The sequence below is a fragment of the Curtobacterium sp. ME26 genome (assembly GCF_903970945.1).
Classification (GTDB): Bacteria; Actinomycetota; Actinomycetes; order Actinomycetales; family Microbacteriaceae; genus Curtobacterium; species Curtobacterium citri.
In genome coordinates this window covers 1-21,190 of sequence record NZ_CAJCKG010000040.1, presented here as the reverse complement: position 1 = coordinate 21,190, position 21,190 = coordinate 1, and the positions used below count along the sequence as shown (strand labels likewise).

Here is a 21,190-nt window from a genome sequence, read left to right as displayed (position 1 = left end):
GGGTGGCATCACGAGGATGACCTGAGCAGCGACTCAGCAGGTGAACGGACGCGGACGCGTCGGTGAACCCTCGCCGCGGACGGGCCGAGACTCCGACGCCGGATGCGGCCACGCGCCTCCCGGCCGCCACCGGCACCCGCGTGACGCGCGTCGGTGCCGCACGGCAGGATGGACGGGACCACCCGCGACCACGAGGAGCACCATGGCGACGTTCACGCGAGGGTTCGGCGGCCGACGCGACGACCGCGACGACCCCCGGATCCCACCCGGGCAGACGCTCGTGCGTGACTGGCCCGTGCTCTCCGCGGGCGCCACGCCGGACATCGCGCCGGCGGACTGGAGCTTCTCGATCCGCACCGAGGGCGGGCTGCACACCTGGACCTGGGACGAGGTGCACGCGCTCGGCGTCGAGGACGTGACGGTCGACATCCACTGCGTCACCCACTGGACCAAGCTCGACATGCCGTGGCGCGGCGTCCCGCTCGACCGGCTCTTCGCGCAGGTGGAGACGTCGCTCGACTTCTGCACGGTGCACAGCTTCGGCGGCTACACGACGAACGTGCCGCGCGACGAGCTGCTCGGCGGGCGGTCGTGGATCGCGTTCGAGGCGGACGGCGAGCCGCTGACGCCCGAGCACGGTGGCCCCGCCCGCCTGCTCGTCCCGCACCTGTACTTCTGGAAGAGCGCGAAGTGGGTGCGCGGCATCGTCATGCAGGCCGAGGACGAACCGGGGTTCTGGGAGAACGCCGGCTACAACATGCACGGGGACCCCTGGAAGGAGGAGCGGTACTGGTGAGCGCTCCCTCCCCCGTCGACGGCCGGGAGGCCCGGGTCACCCCGGTCACGCCGGCCCCCGTCCGCAGGCGGCCGGCCTGGCACCCGGCGACGGTCGCCGCCGTGACGCAGGAGACGCCGAACGCGCGCCGCATCGTCCTCGACGTGCCGACCTGGCCCGGCAACGACCCGGGTCAGCACCTGGACCTCCGCCTCACCGCCGAGGACGGCTACCAGGCGTCCCGCTCGTACTCGGTCGCCTCGGCGGGCGAGGGCACGCAGGTGGTCCTCGCGGTGGACCGCGTCGAGGGCGGCGAGGTGTCCCCGTTCCTCGTCGACGCGATCGAGGTGGGCGACGCCGTCGAGGTGCACGGTCCACTCGGCGGGTGGTTCGTCTGGCTGCCGGGTCGGTCGGATCGGCCGGTGCAGCTCGTCGCCGGGGGCTCGGGCATCGTCCCGCTGCTCCCGATGGTCACCGCGCACGCGGAGGCCGACGACCCGACGCCGTTCCGGCTGCTGTACGCGGTCCGGACCCCGGAGGACGTGTTCTTCCGCGCGGAACTCGACGCGGCGCAGCGTCGGCACGCGCCGCTCGAGGTCACCCACGTGTACAGCCGGCGGGCGCCGGAGGGGTCGGACGCCCCCGTGGGGCGCCTGACCCGGGACGCACTCGCGCAGGCCGTCCTGCCGCCCGAGGCCGGAGCGCTCGTGTACGTCTGCGGCTCGACGCCGTTCGTCGAGCAGGTGCTGCGGTGGCTCGCGGAGCTCGGGCACGACCTGTCCGACGTGCGGGCCGAACGCTTCGGCGGCGCCTGACGCGACGAAGGCCCCGGTCGGTGACCGGGGCCCTCGTGTTCCGAGCGGATGACGAGATTCGAACTCGCGACCCTCACCTTGGCAAGGTGATGCGCTACCACTGCGCCACATCCGCGTACGGGAACACTCTACCCCGCGATCGGCGTGCTGCGAGGATCCGACGCCGTGCCGGGCGCGTCGCGCAGTACCTCGGCGGCCCGCTCGGCGTGTCGACCGATCCGTTCCGCCGTCGGCTCCGGATGGTTCCTCGGTGCCACGAGCAGCGTCGCCCGCGTACCAGGGGCCACCCACCCCTCGTCCGACCGTCCGCGGTGACCCGAACGCTGCGGGCGGTCGGACGGTCTCCGCCTCCTGGCACCGGCGAGTTCACCGGAGCGGGGAGTTCACTTGGCCGCATGAGCTACGTGCACGACAACCCGGGCGGGACCGAGGCCCACGGCGTCGACCTGATCGACGGCGACTCCCCGGCGGTCCGGATCCTCGTCCACGGTGACCTGCCGACGACGATCGAGCACGAGGGTCGGACCTGGCTCGCGACCGGCGACGCCCACGACGACGGCGACGCGTCGGCTCCCCCGATCGCGATCTACCGGCCCGTCTGATCACGGGCTGACTGCCACCGACGCACGAGCGGTCACACGGGATCGCTGCGCACCGACGCGTCCTGCTCACGCCGGTCGAGCTCGGCCAGCATGACCTCGGTGTTGCGCAGCACGCGCGGGGTCGTGACAGCCGTCGCGACCCCGACACCGACGAAGAAGACCGCGCCGATCCAGAACACCGGTTGGCCGGTGACCGCCAGCCACACCGCGAGTGCGGTCATCGGCACGTAGAACAACGGAGCCGCCCACCGCAGCGGCCGGTACTGCCGACGGTGGTGCGTCAGCGCGCGGCGCCACTCGTCGACGTCGGCGTCGGGCGGGAGGACGCCGCGCCGGACGGATCGTGCGAACCCCGGCCGACGGGCCGCCGCGCCGTACCGGCGGCGGTTCCGTCCGAACCAGAGGCCCATGCCGACCCCGTACAGGGTCCCGACGAACGCCGAGGTGAGCGCCCGCGCCCCGAGGCCGGTCTCCGGCGTGGTGAGGAACGTGGTGCCGAACCACGCGACCGCGAACGCGACCGCCATCACGAGCCCCGCTGTCCACGTTGGCATGCGCTGCATCCACCCCATGGCTCCAGCCTGCCAGGACCACCGTGGTGACCGCTGGCAGGCTGGACCGAGGGACAGCGCGACGGTCAGTGCACGCTGAGCTCGTCGTAGGTGGCGGTGTCGAGCTGCTCGACCGCGCCGCCCGAGGCGGGGACGCGCACGAGCCCGGTGTTCGGGCCGTCCGTCGGCGAGACGAACACGTCACCCGCGCTGTCCGCGGCGGCCTCGGCGTCGGATCCGATGTCGAGCCCGCTGATCGGCACGGTGGTCACGCTCCCGGACGCGGTCCGCTGCCACAGGGAGCTCACCCGCGTGTCCGGGGTGCACGAGCCACTGGCGCGGGACGGCGCGGCGCACCACGTCGTGGTTCGCAGTGCACTGAGGACGTCGGTCCGGGAGAGGGCGACCACACCGTCCGGCTCGAGCAGGCTCGTCAGGGACGACGATCCGGTCGGGGCGACGTCCACCGAGAAGTAGCCGCTCCCGCCCGTCGACCGGTTCCTGATGTAGACGTTCCCGGAGGTGTCGACACCGAGGGCGACCAGGTAGTTGTAGACCCCACCCGGGATGCTCTGCCAGACACCGGACGGGTCGTACACGAGCACGGCCGCACTCTTGGTCTGCGCAGCGAGCCACCCGTTCGGGCTGACTGCCACGACGTCACCCGGTCCCACCGTCCGGGTGGTGGCCGACCCGTGCGGCAGTTCGATGATGGACCACGACTGGGTGAAGAACAGGTCTCCGGCGTCGTCGGCGAGCAGCGCCCGGCCTGCCACCGAGACGCCGGTCGCGACCACCTTGCTGCCGCCGCTCTCGGGGTAGGCGGTGATGGTGTGCCCGTCGGCGCTGGCGACGTAGGCGGTCCCCGCTCCGTCGACGGCGTACCCGGAGCCGGACCCGGTGATCGTCTGCCACGTCCCGCCGGCGACCGGACGCCGGACCAGCGCACCGGCCTCGTTGATCGCGTAGAGCGACTCGACGTGCGCAGCGGGTCGGGTGTACCGGACCGACACCGGAGCGCTCAGCGCGCGACCGCTCTTCGCGCGCACGGTGAACGTGTAGGTCGTCGCCTCCGCGAGGTGTCCGAACCGGGCCGAGAACGTCCGCGGTCCGACGGTCTGGGTGCTGTGGTGTCGGTGTCTCGCCGTCGGCGTCACGGACACGGTGTACCCGGTCACGTGCGCTCGCCGGACCGGCGGACCAGCCGACCAGGTCACGGTGGCGGAGTCGTCCTGAGCGGTGACCGCCACGTGCGCGGGCGCTGACGGCTGCGAGGGCGCTGCGTCCGCCGGAGCGGCGGTCGTCAGCACGGCGACGGCGATGAACGCGGTCGCGACGGCGAGCAGAGTGGGTCGTTGCATGGTCTCCCCGATGGTCGGTGCGCGACCTCCGTCGGTCGCGCCCGGGACGAGGGTGGCACCAGGACCGGCTCGACGGAACACCCCGGAGGCATCCGTACGGAAGACCGCAAGCGCCCGGCACCGTGCGGCCGGCGTCCGACCCGACCGACCGACCCGTCGGAACCGTCCGGCGGCGCGCGGCGTACGCTCGCGCACGTCAGCACGCTCCTCGACGACGAGAGCAGGTCAAACCGTGCGCCGACCCATGCAAGCGATCCTCACCGTCGCGACGGTCGCGGCGCTCGCCGCCACGTTCCTCCAGGCCGGTGCCGCCACCGCACCCGCGGTGGCGGCCAGCACGACGTCGGCACGTGGTCCAGCCGCGCCGGACCACCAGAACCCCATGACGCTGTCGCTGCCGGACGGCCAGACCGCCGCGAGCTGCGCCGACCCGACCGTCGTCCACGGCGTGGGGCGCGACCGGAACTGGTACCTCTACTGCACCACCGACGCGCTGACCGCGACGGACAAGAACCCCGACGGGTCGCTCGTCCAGCACGTCGTCCCCACGTACCGCTCGACGGACCTGTCCCACTGGACGTACGTCGGTGATGCCTTCACCACGAAGCCGGCGTGGGTCGGGGACGCGAACGGCGTCTGGGCCCCCGACGTGGTGTACCGCAACGGCCGCTGGTACCTGTACTACGCGGCATCGGACACCCCGACGGCGACCGCGCCCACGGGTGGTGGATCGGCCGTCGGCGTGGCCACGAGCGCGAGTCCGACCGGACCGTGGACCGACTCGGGCGGCCCCGTCGTCGCCCCGCAGGCCGCGCCGAACGGCACCGGGCAGCGATGGGAGTTCGATCCCGAGGTGATCACCGACCGAGGATCCACGTACCTGTACTTCGGCAGCTACTTCGGCGGGGTGAATGTGCGACGCCTGACCTCGGACGGGCTGCGCTCGGTGCCGTCGAGCGAGCGCGAGATCGCGATCGACAACCGCTACGAGGGCACCTACCTGATGCGCCACGACGGGTGGTGGTACTTCATGGGGTCCGCCACGAACTGCTGCAACGGTGCCCTCACCGGCTACGGCGTCTTCGTCGCCCGGTCCCGCAGCCCGCTCGGTCCCTTCACCGACCGCGACGGTGTCGCGATCACGGCGACCCGGGTCGGCGGCACCCCGCTCCTCGCGCAGAACGGCAACCGCTGGGTCGGCACCGGCCACAACACGGTGGTCACGGACCTCGCCGGTCAGGACTGGATCGTCTACCACGCGGTCGACCGCGACGACCCCTACTACGCCGGACAGGGCACCTACACGAAGCGTCCCGTGCTCATCGACCCCCTCGACTGGGTCGACGGGTGGCCGGTCGTCCGCGGCGGCGCCGGTCCGTCAGACACCGTGCAGCCCGGACCGGTCGCCCAGCGCGGCGAGCGGCCGACCTACCGACCGACCCGTGCTGCGACGGACGTGCCCGGCCGACTGCTGCGCGCGGCGTCGACGTCCTTCGACGGCTCCTCGCTCCCCTCGACGCTCTCCTGGATCCGCGAACCCGACCCGGCGACGTGGACCGTCGGCGGCGGGCAACTGAGCTGGCAGACGCAGGCCGCCGACATCCACCCGCCGACGACACCCCTCGCGTCCGTGCTCGCCGAGCCGGCACCGAGCGGCGACTACGTCGTCGAGACGACGGTCGCGGTGGACACCCCGGCGACCGGCGACGGGGTGAACTACGTGCAGGGCGGCCTCATCGTGTACGGCGACGACGGCAACTACGTCCGTCTCACCTCGAACTCGATCTTCGACACCCGGCAGACCGAGTTCGGCAAGCAGGTCTCGCCGCAGCCCGCCGGGTCGCCGACCTACGGCAACATGGTGGTCGGACCGGTCGGCGACCGCACCACGCTGCGGATCGTGCACCGCGTGGTCGGCGGCCTGCACCAGTACACGGCGTACACGAGCGACGACGGGCGGCACTTCGTCCGGGGTGGCACGTGGACGGCGGACCTCGGGGCGCACCCGCGCATCGGACTGATCTCGCTCGGCGGTGCCGGGTTCACGAGCACGTTCGACGACCTGCGCGTGAGCACCGTCCGGAGCGTCCACCGCTGACCCTCGGACCCGCGGCCACGGCCGCAGAAACACGAAGACCCCCGGTCTCCCGGGGGTCTTCTCGTGGTGGGCGATACTGGGATCGAACCAGTGACCTCTTCCGTGTCAGGGAAGCGCGCTACCGCTGCGCCAATCGCCCAGAGGAGTGTGGAACTGGAGGTGGGGACGGGATTCGAACCCGCGTGGACGGCTTTGCAGGCCGCTGCCTAGCCTCTCGGCCACCCCACCATCGAGGTTCACGTCTCCGTGAGTACCCGAACGGTGGGATACCCTCTGGTGAGTCGTGGTCGTCCGAAGACTCCCACACTCGAGCGGATGACGAGATTCGAACTCGCGACCCTCACCTTGGCAAGGTGATGCGCTACCACTGCGCCACATCCGCACTTCGAACGCCCCGTTGATCTTGCCTGGCCGGGCCGCTCTTGTCTGCCCGCTGTCGCGGCGACGAGAAGAACTCTATACGAACCGGGACCCATCCGCCAAAATCCTCCCCGTTCACCGGGCGTGTCCCCCGTGTTCACGCCGATCGGGGCCCGCGGGAGCGCCGGGCGGACGCATGCCGGTGCCCGTTCCTTCCCATGACGGTTGCGATGCCGAGCGGGAACGGGCGTACCTGGTGATCCCGATCGACCAGGTGCGCCCGGACCGACCAGGGACGCCCGCTCCGACCAGGCACCAGGGCCGCCCGCTCCGACCAGGCCGCAGGCACCGGGAACGCCCGCCCCCGACGAACACGGGTCCGTCCCACCCCACCCGAGCGACCGCGCCACACCCGGGGCGCACGCCGTGTTCGGCCGAGTGCCGAACGTCCGCTACTATCGACTGGCACGCAAGTGCAGGGGGCGATTGGCGCAGTTGGTAGCGCGCTTCGTTCACACCGAAGAGGTCATCAGTTCGAGTCTGGTATCGCCCACGTGCCCGTTGAGGGCCCGAAGAACACCCAACAGGAGCCCGGCGCCCACGCGTCGGGCTCCTGTTGTTTCTCCGATCGAACGCACCACCCAAGGACCCATGACCGACGTCGACCTCGAGTTCTCCCGCGTGCGCGCGGTGCTCGACCGCCCGACCCTCCGGCTCATGTCCCGTCCCACGAGCGCCGCGGTCATCGCCGTGTTCCGGACGGTGTTCGACCGCGACGTGCAGTACGTCCCCGCGGACCGGATGCACCTGCAGGTCGAGGAGCACGTCGCCCGGCTGCAGGCCACCGGTGCCCGGGTCCCGGCGAGCGACCAGGCCGAGGGGGACGTCGACGCGCGTCCGAACGGCCGTGCCCTCTGCCGGGACTGGGTCGCGGCGCAGTGGCTCGTCCGCTCGAACTCCCCCGACGGCGACGAGCAGTACTCGCTGACGAGCCACGCCCTCGAAGCCCTGAGCCTCGTCGACGCCCTGAGCGCCGACCGTGCCCTGATCAGCGAGAGCCGCCTGGCGATGATCGTCGACGCGGTGCACCGGTGGGCCGCCCGCGCCGAACCCGACCCCGAGGTCCAGGTGCGGCGGCTCGACGCGCAGATCGCCGAGCTGCAGGCCGAGCGTGACCGACTGGTGCGCGGCGAGGTCGTCGAGGCCGTCGACGACGCCCGGATGCGGGACGGCTACACGAACATCTCGGACCTCATCCGCCAGCTCCCGAGCGACTTCAAGCGCGTCGAGGAGGCGGTCGCGACCATGCACCGCTCCATCGTCGAGGACTTCCGGCAGGAGGTCCGGCCGATCGGCGAGATCCTCGACGACTACCTCGCCCGCACCGACGACCTCATGCAGGCCACGCCCGAGGGCCGCGCCTTCGAGGGGGCCTTCGAGCTGCTGCGCGACGACGCCCTGCTCGTGCGACTCCGCGACGACATCGCCGTGATCCTCGCGCACCCGTTCGCCGAGTCCCTCGCCGCGGGCGAGCGGCGGGCGTTCCGGAACACGGTGAGCATCCTCCGCCAGGGCATCGAGGACGTCCTGGCCCAGCGCCGTCAGCTCACCGCGACCCTCCGCGACCAGATCGTCGCGCACGACGTCGTCCGCGACCGCGAGCTCGAGGCCGTCCTCCGGTCCGTGAACCGCGGGTTGGCGGCGTGGATCGACTCCGGGACCGCCCGCGACCGCGTGCCGCTCGGCCTGCTGCCCGCCACCGCCGAGGTCGGCACGCTCCGCGAGCGGCTCCACGACCCCGACAACGACGCGGTGCCGCCGCCGATCGAGGAGCCCGACGACGACGTCTTCGAGGAGCTCGACGTCGAGTCGCTCCGTCGGCACGGCGGCCCGCTGCTCGCCGAGCTCCGAGCGGCCCTCGGCAGCGCCCCGGACAGCGCGGCGGCGTTCCACGCCCTCCCACCGGAGCAGCGCCGGCCCGTCGAGCTCTTCGGCCTCGCGCACCTGCTCACCGGCAACGACGACTTCGAGACGGCCGCGCACGTCGTGCCGCACCACACGGTGCGTCCCGACGGCGAGACGGTCACCTTCCACATGCCGGTCGCCGCACTGACCCCCGCGCGGCCGGACGACCAGCACGACGACGACAACGGCCTGGAGGCACGGTGAGCGACACGACGCCGGCTCCCGTCGACGAGACGGACCCCGACACGATCGACGCGGCCCCCGCGGACGGGTTCCGGACGGACGACGTGGACGACGAGCGCGAGGAGCGCGACGAGACCAGCTTCGCCCTCTTCGAGGGCGACGAGGGCCGGCTCGACGAACCGCAGCGGCGTGCCCTGGTCGCGCTCCTGCGTCACACCTACGTCAGTGCGCGGACGCACGCCGACGAGTGGCGCGCGATCACCGACGGCGAGCACCAGCTCCGGTCGCGGCTCAACGACCTGTTCCTCGAGCTGCACGTCGACCGCGACCGCGAGGTCGCGTGGAAGCGCCAGGCCCGCTCGGAGAGCCAGCGCCGCGCGTTCCCGACCCTGCTGCGCGACGTGCCGTACACCCGCGAGGAGACGATCGTCCTCGTCTGGCTGCGCATGAGGTTGCGGGCCGACACCCGTCCCGGCCTCGACCAGGTCGTCGTCGACCGGTCGGAGATCCTCGGGCACGTGTCCGGCTTCCTGCCCGCGACCACCGACCGCACCCGTGACGAGGCCCGGGTCGCGAAGGCCGTCGAGCGCCTCGTCACGGCCCGGATCCTCATCCGCACCACCGACCCCGACCGCTTCCGCGTCGCGAGCGTCGTCGAGGTGCTGCTCCCCCTCGAGCAGCTCGGCGAACTCGACCGCTGGCTGACCAGCGCGACCACCGACCGTGGCGAGCCGACCGACGGCGGCGACCCGGGCCTCCCGGCCGACCCGACCGACACCGACGACGAAGGCGAGACGGACGCATGACCGACACCGCGATCGACGGCTCCGTCATCCCCGCGCTCTTCGACACCGTCGCGCAGTGGCGCGCGGAGTCGATGCAGGTCGTCAACTGGGGCGGCTTCCACGGCCACCGGCACGTCGAGCTGTCCGGCACCGCGACGCTCATCTCGGGCGCCTCGGGCACGGGCAAGTCGACGCTCATGGACGCCTACCTCGCCGTCATGATGCCGTCGGACGTGCCCTTCAACGGCGCCTCGAACGACGCGACGACCGGCCGCGCCCGGAGTGCCGACCAGCGCAACCTGCTGACGTACCTGCGCGGCAAGGTCGACACCCGTCGCGACCCCGAGACCGGTGCACTGCGCGACGTGAACCTCCGCGGCGACGACCAGACCACGTGGGGCGCGGTCGCGGTGACCTTCCGCAACGACGACGAGCGGCGCTTCACCGTGCTCCGCGCCTACCTCGTCCCGAAGCGGGCGCGCGGCGTCGGCGACATCCAGATGACGATGGCGACCGTCGACGACACCTTCGACCTGCGCCGGCTCGAGGAGTTCGTGCCGTCGCGGTTCCACCACCTCGAGCTGACCGGCCGGGTGCCGGGGCTCGTCGTGCGCGACACCTACCAGGAGCTCGCGTACACGCTGCAGACGCGGCTCGGCATCGGTGACTCGGGTGGCGGCAACCGGGCGATGCGGCTGCTCGCCCGCATCCAGGCGGGGCAGCACCTGCCCACCGTCGACGCGCTGTACAAGTCGCTCGTGCTCGAGACCCCCGGTACGTACGAGGCCGCCGACCGGGCACTCGCGCACTTCTCCGCGCTCGACGAGGCGTACGAGGCGATGGACACCGAGGAGCGCAAGGTGCGCATCCTCTCGCCCATCGTCGGACTGCACGACGAGATCGCCCGCGCGAAGGCGGCCGCCGACGCCCTCGACGGCATCGCCACGGGTGCCGAGGTGTCGCCGTTCGCGCACTGGACCGCCTCGCGGAAGCGCGCGCTGCTCGACGCCGAGGTCGAGCGGAACGGCCGGGAGCGGACGGCGGCACGCGCCGACGTCGCCGCGACCGAGGCACGCCACGGCGCACTGGAGGTCGAGCTCCGGGAGGCCGAGGGACGGCTCCGCGACCAGGGCGGCAACGCCCTCGCCCAGCTCGAGGACCGGATCGACCGCCGCACGCGCGAGCGGGACGTCGTGGCCCGGGCACGGCGGACCTTCGACGAGCGCACGGCGACCCTCGACCTGTCGCTCGCCACCGAGGCCGACTTCACGCGCGCGCAGGGCGCGTCGCACGGGTTCCTCGGGGCGTACGCCGCGGCCCGTTCCGAGCTGGACGACCGGCGCGACGCCCTGACCCGCGAGGAGTACCCCCTCCTCGACCGCGAGCGGACCCTCCGGCAGGAGCGCCGGTCGCTCGAGCACCGGCAGGGCGCCATGCCGCTGCCGATGCACGAGGCCCGGCTCGCGATGGCCCGGGCCGCCGGGATCGCCCCGGAGTCACTGCCCTTCGTCGCCGAGCTCCTCGACGTGCTGCCCGCCGAGGAGCAGTGGCGCACCGCGATCGAGTCCGTCCTGGCCCCGGTGGCCCGCACGCTGCTCGTCGACGCCGACCAGCTCTCGGCCTTCAGCGCCGCGATCGACTCGCTCCAGCTGCCCGTGCGGGTGCAGTTCGAGGGCGTGCCGACGGGGCCGCACCTCGACCTCGACGGCGACCCCGCGATGGTGTCCGGCAAGCTCGCGGTCAAGGACTCGCCGTTCAGCACCTGGGTGCGCGAACGCATCGAGTCCGACCGGATCGACGCCCGGTGCGTCGCATCGGCCGCCGAGCTCGGCGGCGAGGGTCGTCGGGTGACGCTCTCGGGCCAGCTCCGCGACGGGCGTCGCGGCGCCCACGGTGACCGGCGGCAGTCGAACGTCATCGGCTTCACCAACGAGGCCCGGGTCGCGTCGGTCGAGCAGGAGCTCGCCGCGATCGCACAGGACCTGACGACGCTCGAGGCCCGCCGCACCGACGTCGCCCAGGACATCGCCGCGCTCGACGCCCTGCGCGCCGCACACCAGCACGTGGTCGACACGACGTGGGACGGCATCGACGTCGTCGGCATCGAGGAGTCCCTCGCCCGACTCGACGCCGAGCGCCAGGCGCTGCTCGCCGCCGACGACGGCCTCCGCACCCTGCGCGAGTCCGTCGCCCGGCTCCGACGCTCCCTCGACGAGGCGGCCGACCGCCGCGCGGCCGCACGGCTCAGCGTCACCCGGCTCGAGGAGCGCCACGCCGTGCTCGTCGACGGGCAGGACGCCGCGGCCGAGATCCTGGCGCGCTTCGAGGACACCCCGGAGTCGCTGCCGGACGCCGAGCAGTCGCGGCTGCTCACCGAGACGTTCGCGGAGGTCGGCGCGCCCGACGGCATCGACGGCTTCGACGACGCCACCCGCCGGCTGCGCCGACGGCTCGAGGAACGGCTCGCGCAGGCACTCGACGGCGCCGCGGCGGCGTCGACCGCGCTCACGCTGACGTTCCAGCGCTACCAGGACGCGTGGCCCGACCCGAACCTCGGCACCGGGGTCGCCTCGTACCCGGACTACGCCGCCATCCTCGACCAGATCGTCGCGACGGGCCTCCACGCACGCCGCAGCGAGTGGCGTCGTCGGCTGTCGCAGTGGAGCGGCGAGGACCTCGTGCCGCTCGCCGGGGCCTTCGACCGGGCGGTCGTCGAGATCGAGGAGCGGCTCGAACCGGTCAACGAGATCCTCCGCGAGCTGCCCTTCGGTGCGAACCGGGACCGTTTGAAGATCCAGATCCGCCGGGTCACCCGCGAGGACGTCACCGCCTTCCGCCGGGAGCTCCGCGCGCTCTCCGCGTCGGTCGACACCGAGCTCACCGACGACGTGCTCGAGACCCGGTTCCGCCGGCTCCGGCGCTTCATGGCCGTCATCCGGCCCGAGCCCGGCGCCGCCCGCGGACGCACCACCCAGCGCGACGCCGTGCTCGACGTCCGCCGGCACATGGAGATCACCGCGGTCCGCTACGACACCGAGGGCAACGACCTCGGCGTGTACTCGTCGCTCGGCGACAAGTCCGGCGGGGAGACGCAGGAGCTCGTGGCGTTCATCGTCGGTGCGGCGCTCCGCTACCAGCTCGGCGACGAGACCCGGCCGCGGCCCCGCTTCGCGCCGGTGTTCCTCGACGAGGCGTTCATCAAGGCGGACTCGGAGTTCGCGGGGCGTGCCGTGACGGCGTGGCTCCGGCTCGGGTTCCAGCTCGTGGTGAGTGCCCCGCTCGACAAGGTCACCGCGCTCGAGCCGTCGATGGAGCGCCTGCTGTCGATGCGGAAGCACCCCGAGACGGGCCACTCGTCGATCACGGAGATCGCCCGGGCGTAGGGCGGCGCGGCGCGGCCGGCGGCGAGTCCGAGGTTCCGCAATTGCGGCATCTCGAGACGCGCCGGACGCAGTCCTGCGACCCCGGCGTCCTGCACGCGGCGAGTCCTGGAACCCCGAGGAGTCGCGCGGCGGTGAGCGCGACCGTCGGCGGGACGGGAGGCGCGGCGCGCTCCCGCCACGAGCCTCCCGTCCGCCGCGTCCACATGCCAGCGCCGAGGTTCCACGATTCCGGCATGTCGGCGCCGGACCGTCCCGTTCCTGAGACCCCCGCGCCACGCACGCGGCGAGTCGACGAACCGCGGCGGCCAGCGGGCAGCATCCGTCACGCTCGGCGCACCCTGGCGACAGGAAACGCCCATTCGGCGGACCGGCCGCGGCGTGTCCCGCCCACTCGCCGGACCGGCCGCGGCGTGTCCCGCCCATTTCGCCGGACGGGAGGCGCGGTGCCAGCCCGCTCCGCGCCTCCCGTCCGTCGCGTCGCCGGTGCCACGGCGACACCCGGCGAGCGGGCAGGATCCGTCACGCTCGACGCAGCCTGGCGACAGGGAACGCCCGCTCGGCGGGACGTGCGCGGCACGTCCTGCCCGCTCGCGCGGTCGGCGGCACGACGGCGCCGGCGCGGGCGCACCGGCGTCGGGGCACGGTACGGTGGGCGCGTGTTCGGACGACGCTCCCCCGGCCCCCGCCCCGACGACTCCGGCGGGCTCGGCATCGGTGCCCTCGTGCAGGTCGTCGCCCTCGAGCGCGGCGGCGAGCAGTGGGCGGACGAACCGATCGGGGTGATCGTCGCACCCGGCGGCGTGCAGCTCGGCGGCCTGCAGCGCACGTGGACCGTCGCCTTCGACGAGCCCGCGTACACGCAGGACGGCCGCGGCCCCTTCGAGCGCGCGACCGTCCTGGGTCGTCAGTTGGTGCCGGTCGAACCGGCAGCGGTGGACGAGGCCTAGTACTCCTCGTTGCCGCTCTTGAGCATGGCAGCGACCGCCATGCAGAGGCCCACGCCGCCGAGCACGCCGACGCCGATGATGATGCCTGCGATGAGTTCGAGCATTGTGACTCCTTGCGTTCCGGGGCCGGTGTGGCGGTGGCCGTCCTGGCCGGTGTCCAGGCTACCGGATCACGCCTCCGGCACCTGGACACGACGAGCCGTCAGCGGATGCCGCGCATGAGCCGCAGCACGGGCTTCGCGCAGAGCAGCAGGACGACGCCGACCGCGACCGCGACGAGGCCGAGCACCGTGAAGTAGGGCGCCTCGTTCGTGGGCGAGTAGTACTGCGAGAGCACCCCGGTCGCCGCGGTGCCGAGCGAGACCGAGAGGAAGAACAGCGCCACCATCTGCGTCTGGAAGCGCGGCGGCGCGAGCTTCGTCGCCACGGACTGCCCGACCGGGGAGAGCAGGAGCTCGGCGATCGTGAAGACGAGCAGGATCGCGACGAGGGCGAGCAGCGGCGTGCCGTTCTCGCCGGTGCCGGTGAAGGGCAGGAACAGCAGGAACGCGATGCCCATGATGCCGGTGCCGAGCGCGAACTTCGTCGGGGTCGACGGCTGGCGGTCGCCGAGCTTGGTCCAGATCGCCGCGGCCACTCCGGAGAGCACGATGATGAACACCGGGTTGATCGACTGCACCCAGGACACGGGCATCTCCCACCCGCCGAGGGACCGGTCCAGGCGCTGGTCGGAGTACTGCGTCACGACGGTGAACTGCTGCTGGTAGAGCGACCAGAAGACCGCGCTCGCGATGAACAGGGGGATGAAGGCCAGCACGCGGGAGCGCTCGTCGGCGGTGATGCCGCTGGTGAGGATCACGACGAAGTAGGCGATGGTCGCGACCACGACGACGGCGACCACCACGGTCGGCAGGTTGCCGACGTTCAGCAGACCGGTCAGCACGGCTGCGACGACCACCGCGAGGGCGACGACGACGAGTCCGCCGACGAGCGGCAGGCGACGACGGTCGACCGGGTTCGTGACGTGCCGCACCGACTCGGGCAGCTTCCGGCGGCGGATGCCGTACTGCACGAGGCCGGCGGCCATGCCGACCGCGGCGAGGCCGAAGCCGTAGTGGAACCCGAGCGTCGACTGCAGCAGGCCGGTGAGGAGGGGGCCGGCGAACGCGCCGAGGTTGACGCCGAGGTAGTAGAGCGAGAACCCGGCGTCCCGTCGCGGGTCGTCCCGGCTGTAGAGGCCGCCGACGATCGTCGTCGCGGTGGCCTTGAGCCCGCCGGACCCGAGGGCGATGAGCACGAGCCCGACCCCGACCCCGGTCACGCCCGGGATGAGCGCGAGCGCGATGTGCCCGGCCATGACCACGACGGCGCTGCCGAACAGGGTCCGGTCGGCACCGATCAACCGGTCGGCGACCCAGGCCCCGATGATCGTGAAGAGGTAGACGGCCCCGCCGTACGCGCCCATGATGCCGTTCGCGATGCCCTCGTCGATGCCGAGCCCGCCGCGCGTGACGGTGTAGTACATGTAGATGAGGACGATGCCCTGCATCCCGTAGAACGAGAACCGCTCCCAGAGCTCCACCGCGAAGGGCGTCGACAGCTCGAAGGGCTGCCCGAAGAAGGTGCGTGGCTGCGCCGGAGCGCTCGCCGGGGTGGCGCGGGACATCCCTCCATCGTGCCCCGCCCCACCGCCGACGGGCCAATCGGGTCGGGGTCCGCACAACCCGGCTCCGGCGGGTCTTGGAGGGTTCCCACGACCGTGGTCGGGGTCCGCCGGTCCCGCTTGTGCACCCGCACGGCGTTCGACGAACACACGGTCGCAGTGCCTAGCGTGTGGAGTGCAACACGGTCAGCGCAGTCCAGGAAGGCTCCCCCATGGTCGACACCGCTCCCGCACACCTCACCTCGACGCCCGCGGCCGAGGCCCCCGACGCCGACGCCACCGGCGACCCGGCGGCGGGCACGCCGGTCGGCGCGACGGACACCGACGTCCGCATCGACACGACGCTGCTCGGCGAGCTCCTGCTCGGACGCTGGGCGGAGGACCGCCGGATCTCCCGTCGGCTCACCCTCGACCCGGGCCTGCACAAGATCGAGGGCCAGCCGGTCCCCGAGCACCGCGCCCGTACGCTCGAGCAGCTCCGCGTGCTCGTCGACGCGGGGGCGATCCAGCGACCGTACCCGACCGAGTTCGGCGGGCAGGAGAACCACGGCGGCAACCTCGCGGCGTTCGAGGAGCTGACGACGGCGGACCCCTCGCTGCAGATCAAGGCGGGCGTGCAGTGGGGCCTGTTCGGCTCCGCCGTCCACCACCTCGGCACCGAGCGCAACCACCGGGAGTTCCTGCCCGGCATCATCCGGTTCGACGTGCCCGGCTGCTTCGCGATGACCGAGACCGGGCACGGCTCGGACGTCCAGAGCATCGCCACGACCGCCACCTACGACGCGGCGACGCAGGAGTTCGTGGTCCACACGCCGTTCCGCGGCGCGTGGAAGGACTACATCGGCAACGCCGCACTGCACGGCCGGGCGGCCGTCGTGTTCGCGAAGCTCGTCACGCAGGGCGTCGACCACGGCGTGCATGCGTTCTACGTCCCCCTGCGCGACGCCGAGGGTGCGTTCCTGCCCGGCGTCGGCGGTGAGGACGACGGCGTCAAGGGCGGCCTGAACGGCATCGACAACGGCCGCCTGTGGTTCGACCACGTGCGGGTCCCCCGGACGAACCTGCTGAACCGCTACGGCGACGTCGCCGAGGACGGCACGTACAGCTCGCCGATCGCCTCGCCCGGTCGTCGGTTCTTCACCATGCTCGGCACGCTCGTGCAGGGGCGGGTGTCGCTCGCCGGTGCCGCGGTCGTGGCGCAGAAGCTCGCGCTGCAGATCGCGCTGACGTACGCCGCGGAGCGTCGGCAGTTCCCGACCGGTGGCGGTGACGAGGGCGTCCTGCTCGACTACGGTCGCCACCAGCGTCGCCTGATCCCGCGCCTGGCCACGGTGTTCGCGCAGTCGTTCGCGCACGAGCAGCTCCTGCAGACCTTCGACGACGTCTTCAGCGGACGGAAGGACACGCCGGAGCGCCGCGAGGACCTCGAGACCCAGGCGGCGGCGTTCAAGTCGATGTCGACCTGGTCGGCGCTCGACACCCTGCAGGAGTGCCGCGAGGCCTGCGGCGGGGCCGGCTTCCTCGCCGAGAACCGCCTGACCGGGCTGCGCGCGGACCTCGACGTCTACGTGACCTTCGAGGGCGACAACACGATCCTGCTGCAGCTGGTCGGGAAGCGACTGCTCACCGACTTCCGCGCCCGGGCCCCGCGCGACGCCGCGTCCACCGCGCGGTTCGTGGCCGCCCAGGCCGCGTCGAAGCTCGCGGACGCGTCCGGCCTTCGACGACTCGGGCAGACCGTCGCCGACCGCGGGTCCCTCGCGGCGAGCGTCACCGACCTGCAGGACCCGCGCACGCAGCGCGCCCTGCTCGCCGGCCGTGTCGACACGATGGTCGCCGAGATCGGCATGCGCCTGGCCTCGGCGGGCAAGGACCGCGCCCGCGCCGCGAAGCTGCTGAACCGCTCCCAGCACGAGCTCATCGAGGCCGCCAAGGCGCACGCCGAGCTCATGCAGTGGGACGCCTTCACCGAGGCCATCGAGTCGGTCGCCCCCGGGGACACCCGCCGTGCCCTGGTCTGGCTCCGTGACCTGTTCGCCCTCGGGCTGCTCGAGCAGCACCTCGACTGGCACCTCCTGCACGGTCGGCTCACGGCGCAGCGCGCGCGTGCGGTCTCGGCGTACGTCGACCGCCTCGTCGCCCGGATCCGTCCGGTCGTACCGCAGCTCGTCGAGTCGTTCGGCTACGCCCAGGAGCACGTCCGCGCGCCGATCGCCCTCGGCGAGGAGCGTGCCCGGCAGGAGGAGGCCGCCGCCTGGTTCGCGGCCGAGGCAGCAGCGGGACGGCTGCCCGAGCAGGAGAAGAAGCCGCGGCCGTGATCAACCCCGGAGGGTTGATACCGACGGAATCAACCTTGTAGGGTTGACGGCGGAGGCGATGTGTACGCGGTGACGGTGGACCAGGTGGGGAGTCGCTCGGGCGACGACCGCGTCGAGACGGCGATCCGGTCGGTCCGCGACGCCGTCGGCGACCGGTTCGTCCTCGCACCCGAACGCACGGCGGGCGACGAGTTCCAGTTCCTGCTCGACGACGCGGCCGCCGCGCTCGACGTCGTCCTCGCCCTGTCGCGTGCGGGCGGCTGGAGCGTCGGCGTCGGCATCGGGGACGTCGAGGAACCGCTCCCGGAGTCGACGCGGGCGGCCCGGGGCGAGGCCTTCGTCCGGGCGCGCGACGCGGTCGAGCGTGCGAAGGAGGTCCCCGAGCACGTGGCGCTCGAGGTGGCCGGTGACCGGCGCCTCCGCACGGCCGACGTCGAGCCGCTCGTCGCCCAGACCGTCCGGGCGCGCGAGCGCCGGTCCCCCGAGGGCTGGGAGCTGGCCGACCTCGTGCGCGACGGCCACTCGCGGACCGAGGCCGCCCGGCTGCTCGGGATCACCCCGCAGGCGGTCGCGAAACGGTGGACCGCCGCGGACCTCCGCTCGGACGACGCCGTCCACGCGGCCCTCGTGCGCCTGCTCGCCGAAGCGGACCTGCCCGCATGACGCCCTGGATCGTCGGGTCGGTCGTCCTGCTGGTCGTCGCCGTCTTCAGCGTCGTGCACCGCGTGCCCCCGCTCGTCCGGGCCGTCCCGGCGCTCGTCGCCGTCGTCGTCGTGCTGGGCGGGCACCTGCTCGAGCTCGTCCCCGCCGCCCCCACGACGGCCGTCCGCGTGCTCGCCGTCACCGCCGTCGCGGCTGTCGGGGTGCTCGCGGGCAGTGCCGTCACCGGGGCCGTCCTGACCCTGGCGGTCCGCGACGGGGTCGAACGCGGTCCGCACGGCGGCATCCTCGTCTCGCGTGCCGACGAGCCGGCCGTCGCGCGCCGCCGCCCCGAGGTGCTCCGCGGCGGTGCCGCGATCGGCTTCCTCGAACGCTTCGCGGTCGTCGGCGCCGTGCTGGTCGGACGGCTCGAGATCGTCGCCGCGGTGATCGCGGTCAAGGGCCTCGGGCGTTTCAGCGAACTCGACTCGGCGGAGGCGCGGGAACGGTTCATCGTCGGCACGCTCACGAGCATCTGCTGGGCGGGCCTCGCCGCCTGGGCGGCGATCGGTCTGCGGTAGCCCGGATCAGGCGTCGTCGCGGCGCCGACGCTCGCCGAGCGCGGCACGCAGGCGCGCCTCGGCGTCGTCCGCCCCGACCGACCCGGTACCGCTCGCGGCGGCCGCAGCGGCCTCGGCGTTCGCCTCGATCACGGCGCGGACGACCTCCTCGCGCTGGATCTTCACCCCGCGCGGTGCGTCGATGCCGATCCGGACGCCGTCGCCGCGGCTGTCGAGCACCGTGATGACGATGTCGTCACCGACGAGGATCCGCTCGCCGACCTTCCGCGTGAGTACCAGCACCCCGTCAGCCTAGCGACAGGACGGGCACCCCCATCAGGTGCACCGACTCCGGCGTGGCGGTCTCCCCCGCCCCGATCGCTACGACACCGGCGACCGTGGTCCGCGCGGCGACCGCGGCGACCATGCTCCGCGTGTCCTCGGGCTTCCGTCCGACGTCGACCACGACCCACGTCTGGTCGGCCGCGAGTCCCTCCGTCGTGGCCGCGTCGTCCCACGCGGCGACCCCGAGCAGCGCGTGGCCGTTCCGGACCCCGTCGGCGCGCGCGAGGATGCCCGACCGCCGGTCCGCGGCGTCGGTCGGTCGCAGGCCGTAGCGTCCGGCGAAGACGCCGGCCGCCGCGTCGACGTCCGTCGGCCGTCCCACCAGCAGGACGAGGTCGCCGTCCGCGGAGAGCACGGCCGGCAACGGGAGCACGGCCGGCACCGGGAGCGCCGTCGGGACGGGCGGGACGGGCAGCACCGGCGGCAGGGCGGTGACCACCGGCACGTCCGTCACGGGCGCGGCGACCGGCACCGCGCCTCCCGGCAGCTCCGTCCCGTCCTGGAGGCGCGACCCACCCCCGTCGACCCGGCCCGCGTCGGCGACGGCCCGGTCGGGGCGCGGGGCGCCCGTCGTGATCCCGTCCGCCGCGAAGCCGTCGAGCACCGACGCGAACGCGTCGGCCCGCGTCGTCGCCGTGCCGTCGCCCGCGGCGATCCGCGCCTCGGCGGCCTCGGCGTCGGCGAGGAGCGCCGCGATCCCGACGCGCACGACCGGCCCGTCCGCGATGGCGACGCGGGCGGTCGGCGGGTCGAGCGGGTCCGGGACCTCGACGACGGCCTCGACGTGCGACCGCCGGAACATCCCCCCGATGCCGGGCGACGTGACGCGCTCGGCGGAGACGATGCGGGCGCCGGCACCGAACTCGGCCCGGACGGCGTCGCGCACCGCCTCGAGCGTCGGGCCCTCACGCAGCGATCGGATCGGCGGCACGGACCACCCCCACGGTCTCGATGGTGGAGCCCGCAGCGGTGGCCTCCTGGTACGACAGCACGGGCAGCCCGTTCGCCTGCGCCGACACCATCCGGTGCACGGCGGGGCGGAGCTGCGGCGCGCAGACGAGGACGGCGGACAGGCCCTGCTCCTCGACGCTGCGGACGGCGTCGCGGAGCGAGCCGAGCACCTGCTCGATGCGGTGCGCGTCCAGCACGATCTGGCTGCCCTGCTCGGAGGGGCGGAGTCCCTCGAGCATGGCCTGCTCGAGCAGCGGGTCGATCATGATGACCCGGAGCGTCCCGGCCTCGGCGTGCCGCGCGGGCAGCGCCGGACCGAGGGCGGCACGGGCGGCCTCGACGAGGCCCTCCGGGTCGGTGGAGACCTTCGCGCGGAGCGTCAGGGCCTCGCAGATGCGGCCGAGGTCGTTGATCGGCACGCGCTCGACGAGCAGCCCCTGCAGCACGCGCTGGACCTCGGCGAGGGAGAGCATGCCGGGCACGAGCTCCTCGACCGCCGCGGGGTTGACCTGCTTGACGCCCTCGGTGAGCACCTTGACGTCCTCGCGCGTGAGCAGCCGGGCAGCGTTGTCGCCGATCACGGCCTGCAGGTGCGTGACGAGCACGGAGACGCGGTCGATGACGGTCGCGCCGGTCATCTCCGCGGCGTGCCGGAGCTCGGCGGGCACCCACTTGCCGGCGAGGCCGAACACCGGCTCGACGGTGACGGCGCCGGGGAGCCCGTCGAGCTGGTCGCCGAGCGCCAGGACGCTCCCGAACGGAAGAGCACACGTCTGAACTCCAGACACTCCGGAGAATCTCGTATGCCGTCTTCTGCTTGAAAAAAAAAAATTAAACACTCAGGACAGAACAGAGCGCCCATCATACCACCTGTTGTCTGCTATGAACA

At 73.1% G+C, this 21,190-nt stretch carries 16 protein-coding genes and 5 tRNA genes; 12 read left to right on the top strand and 9 right to left on the bottom strand.

Translation table 11 applies throughout. The features are described from left to right. Positions 1-202 precede the first annotated feature (202 nt). Together H7A69_RS13665 and H7A69_RS13660 are read left to right on the top strand one after the other, a co-directional pair. The gene (locus H7A69_RS13665; RefSeq protein ID WP_182047483.1) at positions 203-796 is read left to right on the top strand and encodes a molybdopterin-dependent oxidoreductase; all 594 of its coding nucleotides are present in this window, start codon (positions 203-205) and stop codon (positions 794-796) included. Beyond that, positions 793-1,590 (top strand): ferredoxin reductase, encoded by a 798-nt coding sequence (locus H7A69_RS13660; RefSeq protein ID WP_182047482.1) that lies wholly within the window; start codon positions 793-795, stop codon positions 1,588-1,590. The genes H7A69_RS13665 and H7A69_RS13660 overlap by 4 nt, the downstream gene beginning before the upstream one ends. Before the next feature lie 43 nt (positions 1,591-1,633). Here H7A69_RS13660 and H7A69_RS13655 read toward each other — a convergent pair. Then, positions 1,634-1,705 (bottom strand) — tRNA-Gly (locus tag H7A69_RS13655). A 280-nt stretch (positions 1,706-1,985) separates the two neighbouring features. On the opposite strand from H7A69_RS13655, the gene H7A69_RS13650 reads away from it, so the two are divergent. After that, positions 1,986-2,192, top strand: a complete 207-nt coding sequence (locus tag H7A69_RS13650; protein WP_069710929.1) for a hypothetical protein — start codon at positions 1,986-1,988, stop codon at positions 2,190-2,192. Between the two features lie 32 nt (positions 2,193-2,224). On the opposite strand, the gene H7A69_RS13645 is transcribed toward H7A69_RS13650, so the two are convergent. After that, entirely contained in the window at positions 2,225-2,746 is a 522-nt protein-coding gene (locus H7A69_RS13645) for a hypothetical protein (RefSeq protein WP_182047481.1), read from the bottom strand. 83 nt (positions 2,747-2,829) lie between these two features. Beyond that, positions 2,830-4,104, bottom strand: a complete 1,275-nt coding sequence (locus H7A69_RS13640; RefSeq protein WP_182047480.1) for a fibronectin type III domain-containing protein — start codon at positions 4,102-4,104, stop codon at positions 2,830-2,832. 244 nt (positions 4,105-4,348) lie between these two features. Here H7A69_RS13640 and H7A69_RS13635 point away from each other — a divergent pair, with 244 nt between their 5' ends. Then, positions 4,349-6,202, top strand: a complete 1,854-nt coding sequence (locus H7A69_RS13635) for a family 43 glycosylhydrolase (protein WP_182047479.1) — start codon at positions 4,349-4,351, stop codon at positions 6,200-6,202. 64 nt (positions 6,203-6,266) lie between these two features. Here the strand turns inward: H7A69_RS13635 and H7A69_RS13630 are convergent. The 3 genes from H7A69_RS13630 to H7A69_RS13620 form a co-directional block, all read right to left on the bottom strand. Then, positions 6,267-6,341 (bottom strand) — tRNA-Val (locus H7A69_RS13630). A 15-nt stretch (positions 6,342-6,356) separates the two neighbouring features. Continuing rightward, positions 6,357-6,430, bottom strand: a tRNA-Cys gene (locus tag H7A69_RS13625). Positions 6,431-6,512: 82 nt separating this feature from the next. Then, positions 6,513-6,584, bottom strand: a tRNA-Gly gene (locus tag H7A69_RS13620). A 458-nt stretch (positions 6,585-7,042) separates the two neighbouring features. Here H7A69_RS13620 and H7A69_RS13615 point away from each other — a divergent pair. From H7A69_RS13615 to H7A69_RS13595, 5 genes are all read left to right on the top strand, one after another. Beyond that, a tRNA-Val gene (locus H7A69_RS13615) sits at positions 7,043-7,115 on the top strand. Between the two features lie 98 nt (positions 7,116-7,213). After that, positions 7,214-8,731 (top strand): DUF3375 domain-containing protein, encoded by a 1,518-nt coding sequence (locus H7A69_RS13610; RefSeq protein ID WP_182047478.1) that lies wholly within the window; start codon positions 7,214-7,216, stop codon positions 8,729-8,731. Then, positions 8,728-9,516: a DUF4194 domain-containing protein gene (locus H7A69_RS13605; protein ID WP_182047477.1), complete on the top strand. Its 789-nt coding sequence runs from the start codon at positions 8,728-8,730 to the stop codon at positions 9,514-9,516. The genes H7A69_RS13610 and H7A69_RS13605 overlap by 4 nt, the downstream gene beginning before the upstream one ends. Continuing rightward, complete coding sequence (locus H7A69_RS13600) at positions 9,513-12,878, top strand: ATP-binding protein (protein WP_069710938.1); 3,366 nt, start codon at positions 9,513-9,515, stop codon at positions 12,876-12,878. The genes H7A69_RS13605 and H7A69_RS13600 overlap by 4 nt, the downstream gene beginning before the upstream one ends. 656 nt (positions 12,879-13,534) lie before the next feature. Then, positions 13,535-13,825 carry a hypothetical protein gene (locus tag H7A69_RS13595; protein WP_182047476.1) on the top strand — a complete coding sequence of 97 codons (291 nt, stop codon included), beginning with the start codon at positions 13,535-13,537 and terminating at the stop codon, positions 13,823-13,825. 202 nt (positions 13,826-14,027) lie between these two features. Here H7A69_RS13595 and H7A69_RS13590 read toward each other — a convergent pair whose 3' ends face one another. Next, complete coding sequence (locus H7A69_RS13590) at positions 14,028-15,491, bottom strand: peptide MFS transporter (RefSeq protein WP_182047475.1); 1,464 nt, start codon at positions 15,489-15,491, stop codon at positions 14,028-14,030. 209 nt (positions 15,492-15,700) lie between these two features. Here H7A69_RS13590 and H7A69_RS13585 point away from each other — a divergent pair, with 209 nt between their 5' ends. The 3 genes from H7A69_RS13585 to H7A69_RS13575 all read left to right on the top strand — a co-directional run bounded on the left by H7A69_RS13585 (position 15,701) and on the right by H7A69_RS13575 (position 19,026). Next, the gene (locus H7A69_RS13585) at positions 15,701-17,806 is read left to right on the top strand and encodes an acyl-CoA dehydrogenase (RefSeq protein ID WP_182047474.1); all 2,106 of its coding nucleotides are present in this window, start codon (positions 15,701-15,703) and stop codon (positions 17,804-17,806) included. Positions 17,807-17,890: 84 nt separating this feature from the next. Next, complete coding sequence (locus H7A69_RS13580) at positions 17,891-18,469, top strand: DNA-binding protein (protein WP_182047473.1); 579 nt, start codon at positions 17,891-17,893, stop codon at positions 18,467-18,469. Further along, positions 18,466-19,026, top strand: coding sequence for a hypothetical protein (locus H7A69_RS13575; protein ID WP_220456263.1), 561 nt, complete (start codon positions 18,466-18,468; stop codon positions 19,024-19,026). Before H7A69_RS13580 ends, H7A69_RS13575 begins: the two co-directional genes overlap by 4 nt. A gap of 6 nt (positions 19,027-19,032) precedes the next feature. Here the strand turns inward: H7A69_RS13575 and csrA are convergent, their stop codons facing one another. After that, a complete protein-coding gene (gene csrA / locus H7A69_RS13570; RefSeq protein ID WP_069710943.1) occupies positions 19,033-19,308 on the bottom strand; it encodes a carbon storage regulator CsrA in 276 nt (91 codons plus the stop codon). Positions 19,309-19,312: 4 nt separating this feature from the next. Continuing rightward, positions 19,313-20,281, bottom strand: a complete 969-nt coding sequence (locus tag H7A69_RS13565) for a hypothetical protein (protein WP_182047472.1) — start codon at positions 20,279-20,281, stop codon at positions 19,313-19,315. Positions 20,282-21,190: the final 909 nt, after the last annotated feature.

Bases quoted from the DNA above. Each gene is read 5' to 3' on its own strand.
- H7A69_RS13665 (WP_182047483.1), top strand. From the start codon at position 203: ATGGCGACGTTCACGCGAGGGTTCGGCGGCCGACGCGACGACCGCGAC.
- H7A69_RS13650 (WP_069710929.1), top strand. From the start codon at position 1,986: ATGAGCTACGTGCACGACAACCCGGGCGGGACCGAGGCCCACGGCGTC.
- H7A69_RS13645 (WP_182047481.1), bottom strand. From the start codon at position 2,746: ATGCCAACGTGGACAGCGGGGCTCGTGATGGCGGTCGCGTTCGCGGTC.
- H7A69_RS13640 (WP_182047480.1), bottom strand. From the start codon at position 4,104: ATGCAACGACCCACTCTGCTCGCCGTCGCGACCGCGTTCATCGCCGTC.
- H7A69_RS13635 (WP_182047479.1), top strand. From the start codon at position 4,349: ATGCAAGCGATCCTCACCGTCGCGACGGTCGCGGCGCTCGCCGCCACG.
- H7A69_RS13610 (WP_182047478.1), top strand. From the start codon at position 7,214: ATGACCGACGTCGACCTCGAGTTCTCCCGCGTGCGCGCGGTGCTCGAC.
- H7A69_RS13600 (WP_069710938.1), top strand. From the start codon at position 9,513: ATGACCGACACCGCGATCGACGGCTCCGTCATCCCCGCGCTCTTCGAC.
- H7A69_RS13590 (WP_182047475.1), bottom strand. From the start codon at position 15,491: ATGTCCCGCGCCACCCCGGCGAGCGCTCCGGCGCAGCCACGCACCTTC.
- H7A69_RS13585 (WP_182047474.1), top strand. From the start codon at position 15,701: ATGGTCGACACCGCTCCCGCACACCTCACCTCGACGCCCGCGGCCGAG.
- H7A69_RS13575 (WP_220456263.1), top strand. From the start codon at position 18,466: ATGACGCCCTGGATCGTCGGGTCGGTCGTCCTGCTGGTCGTCGCCGTC.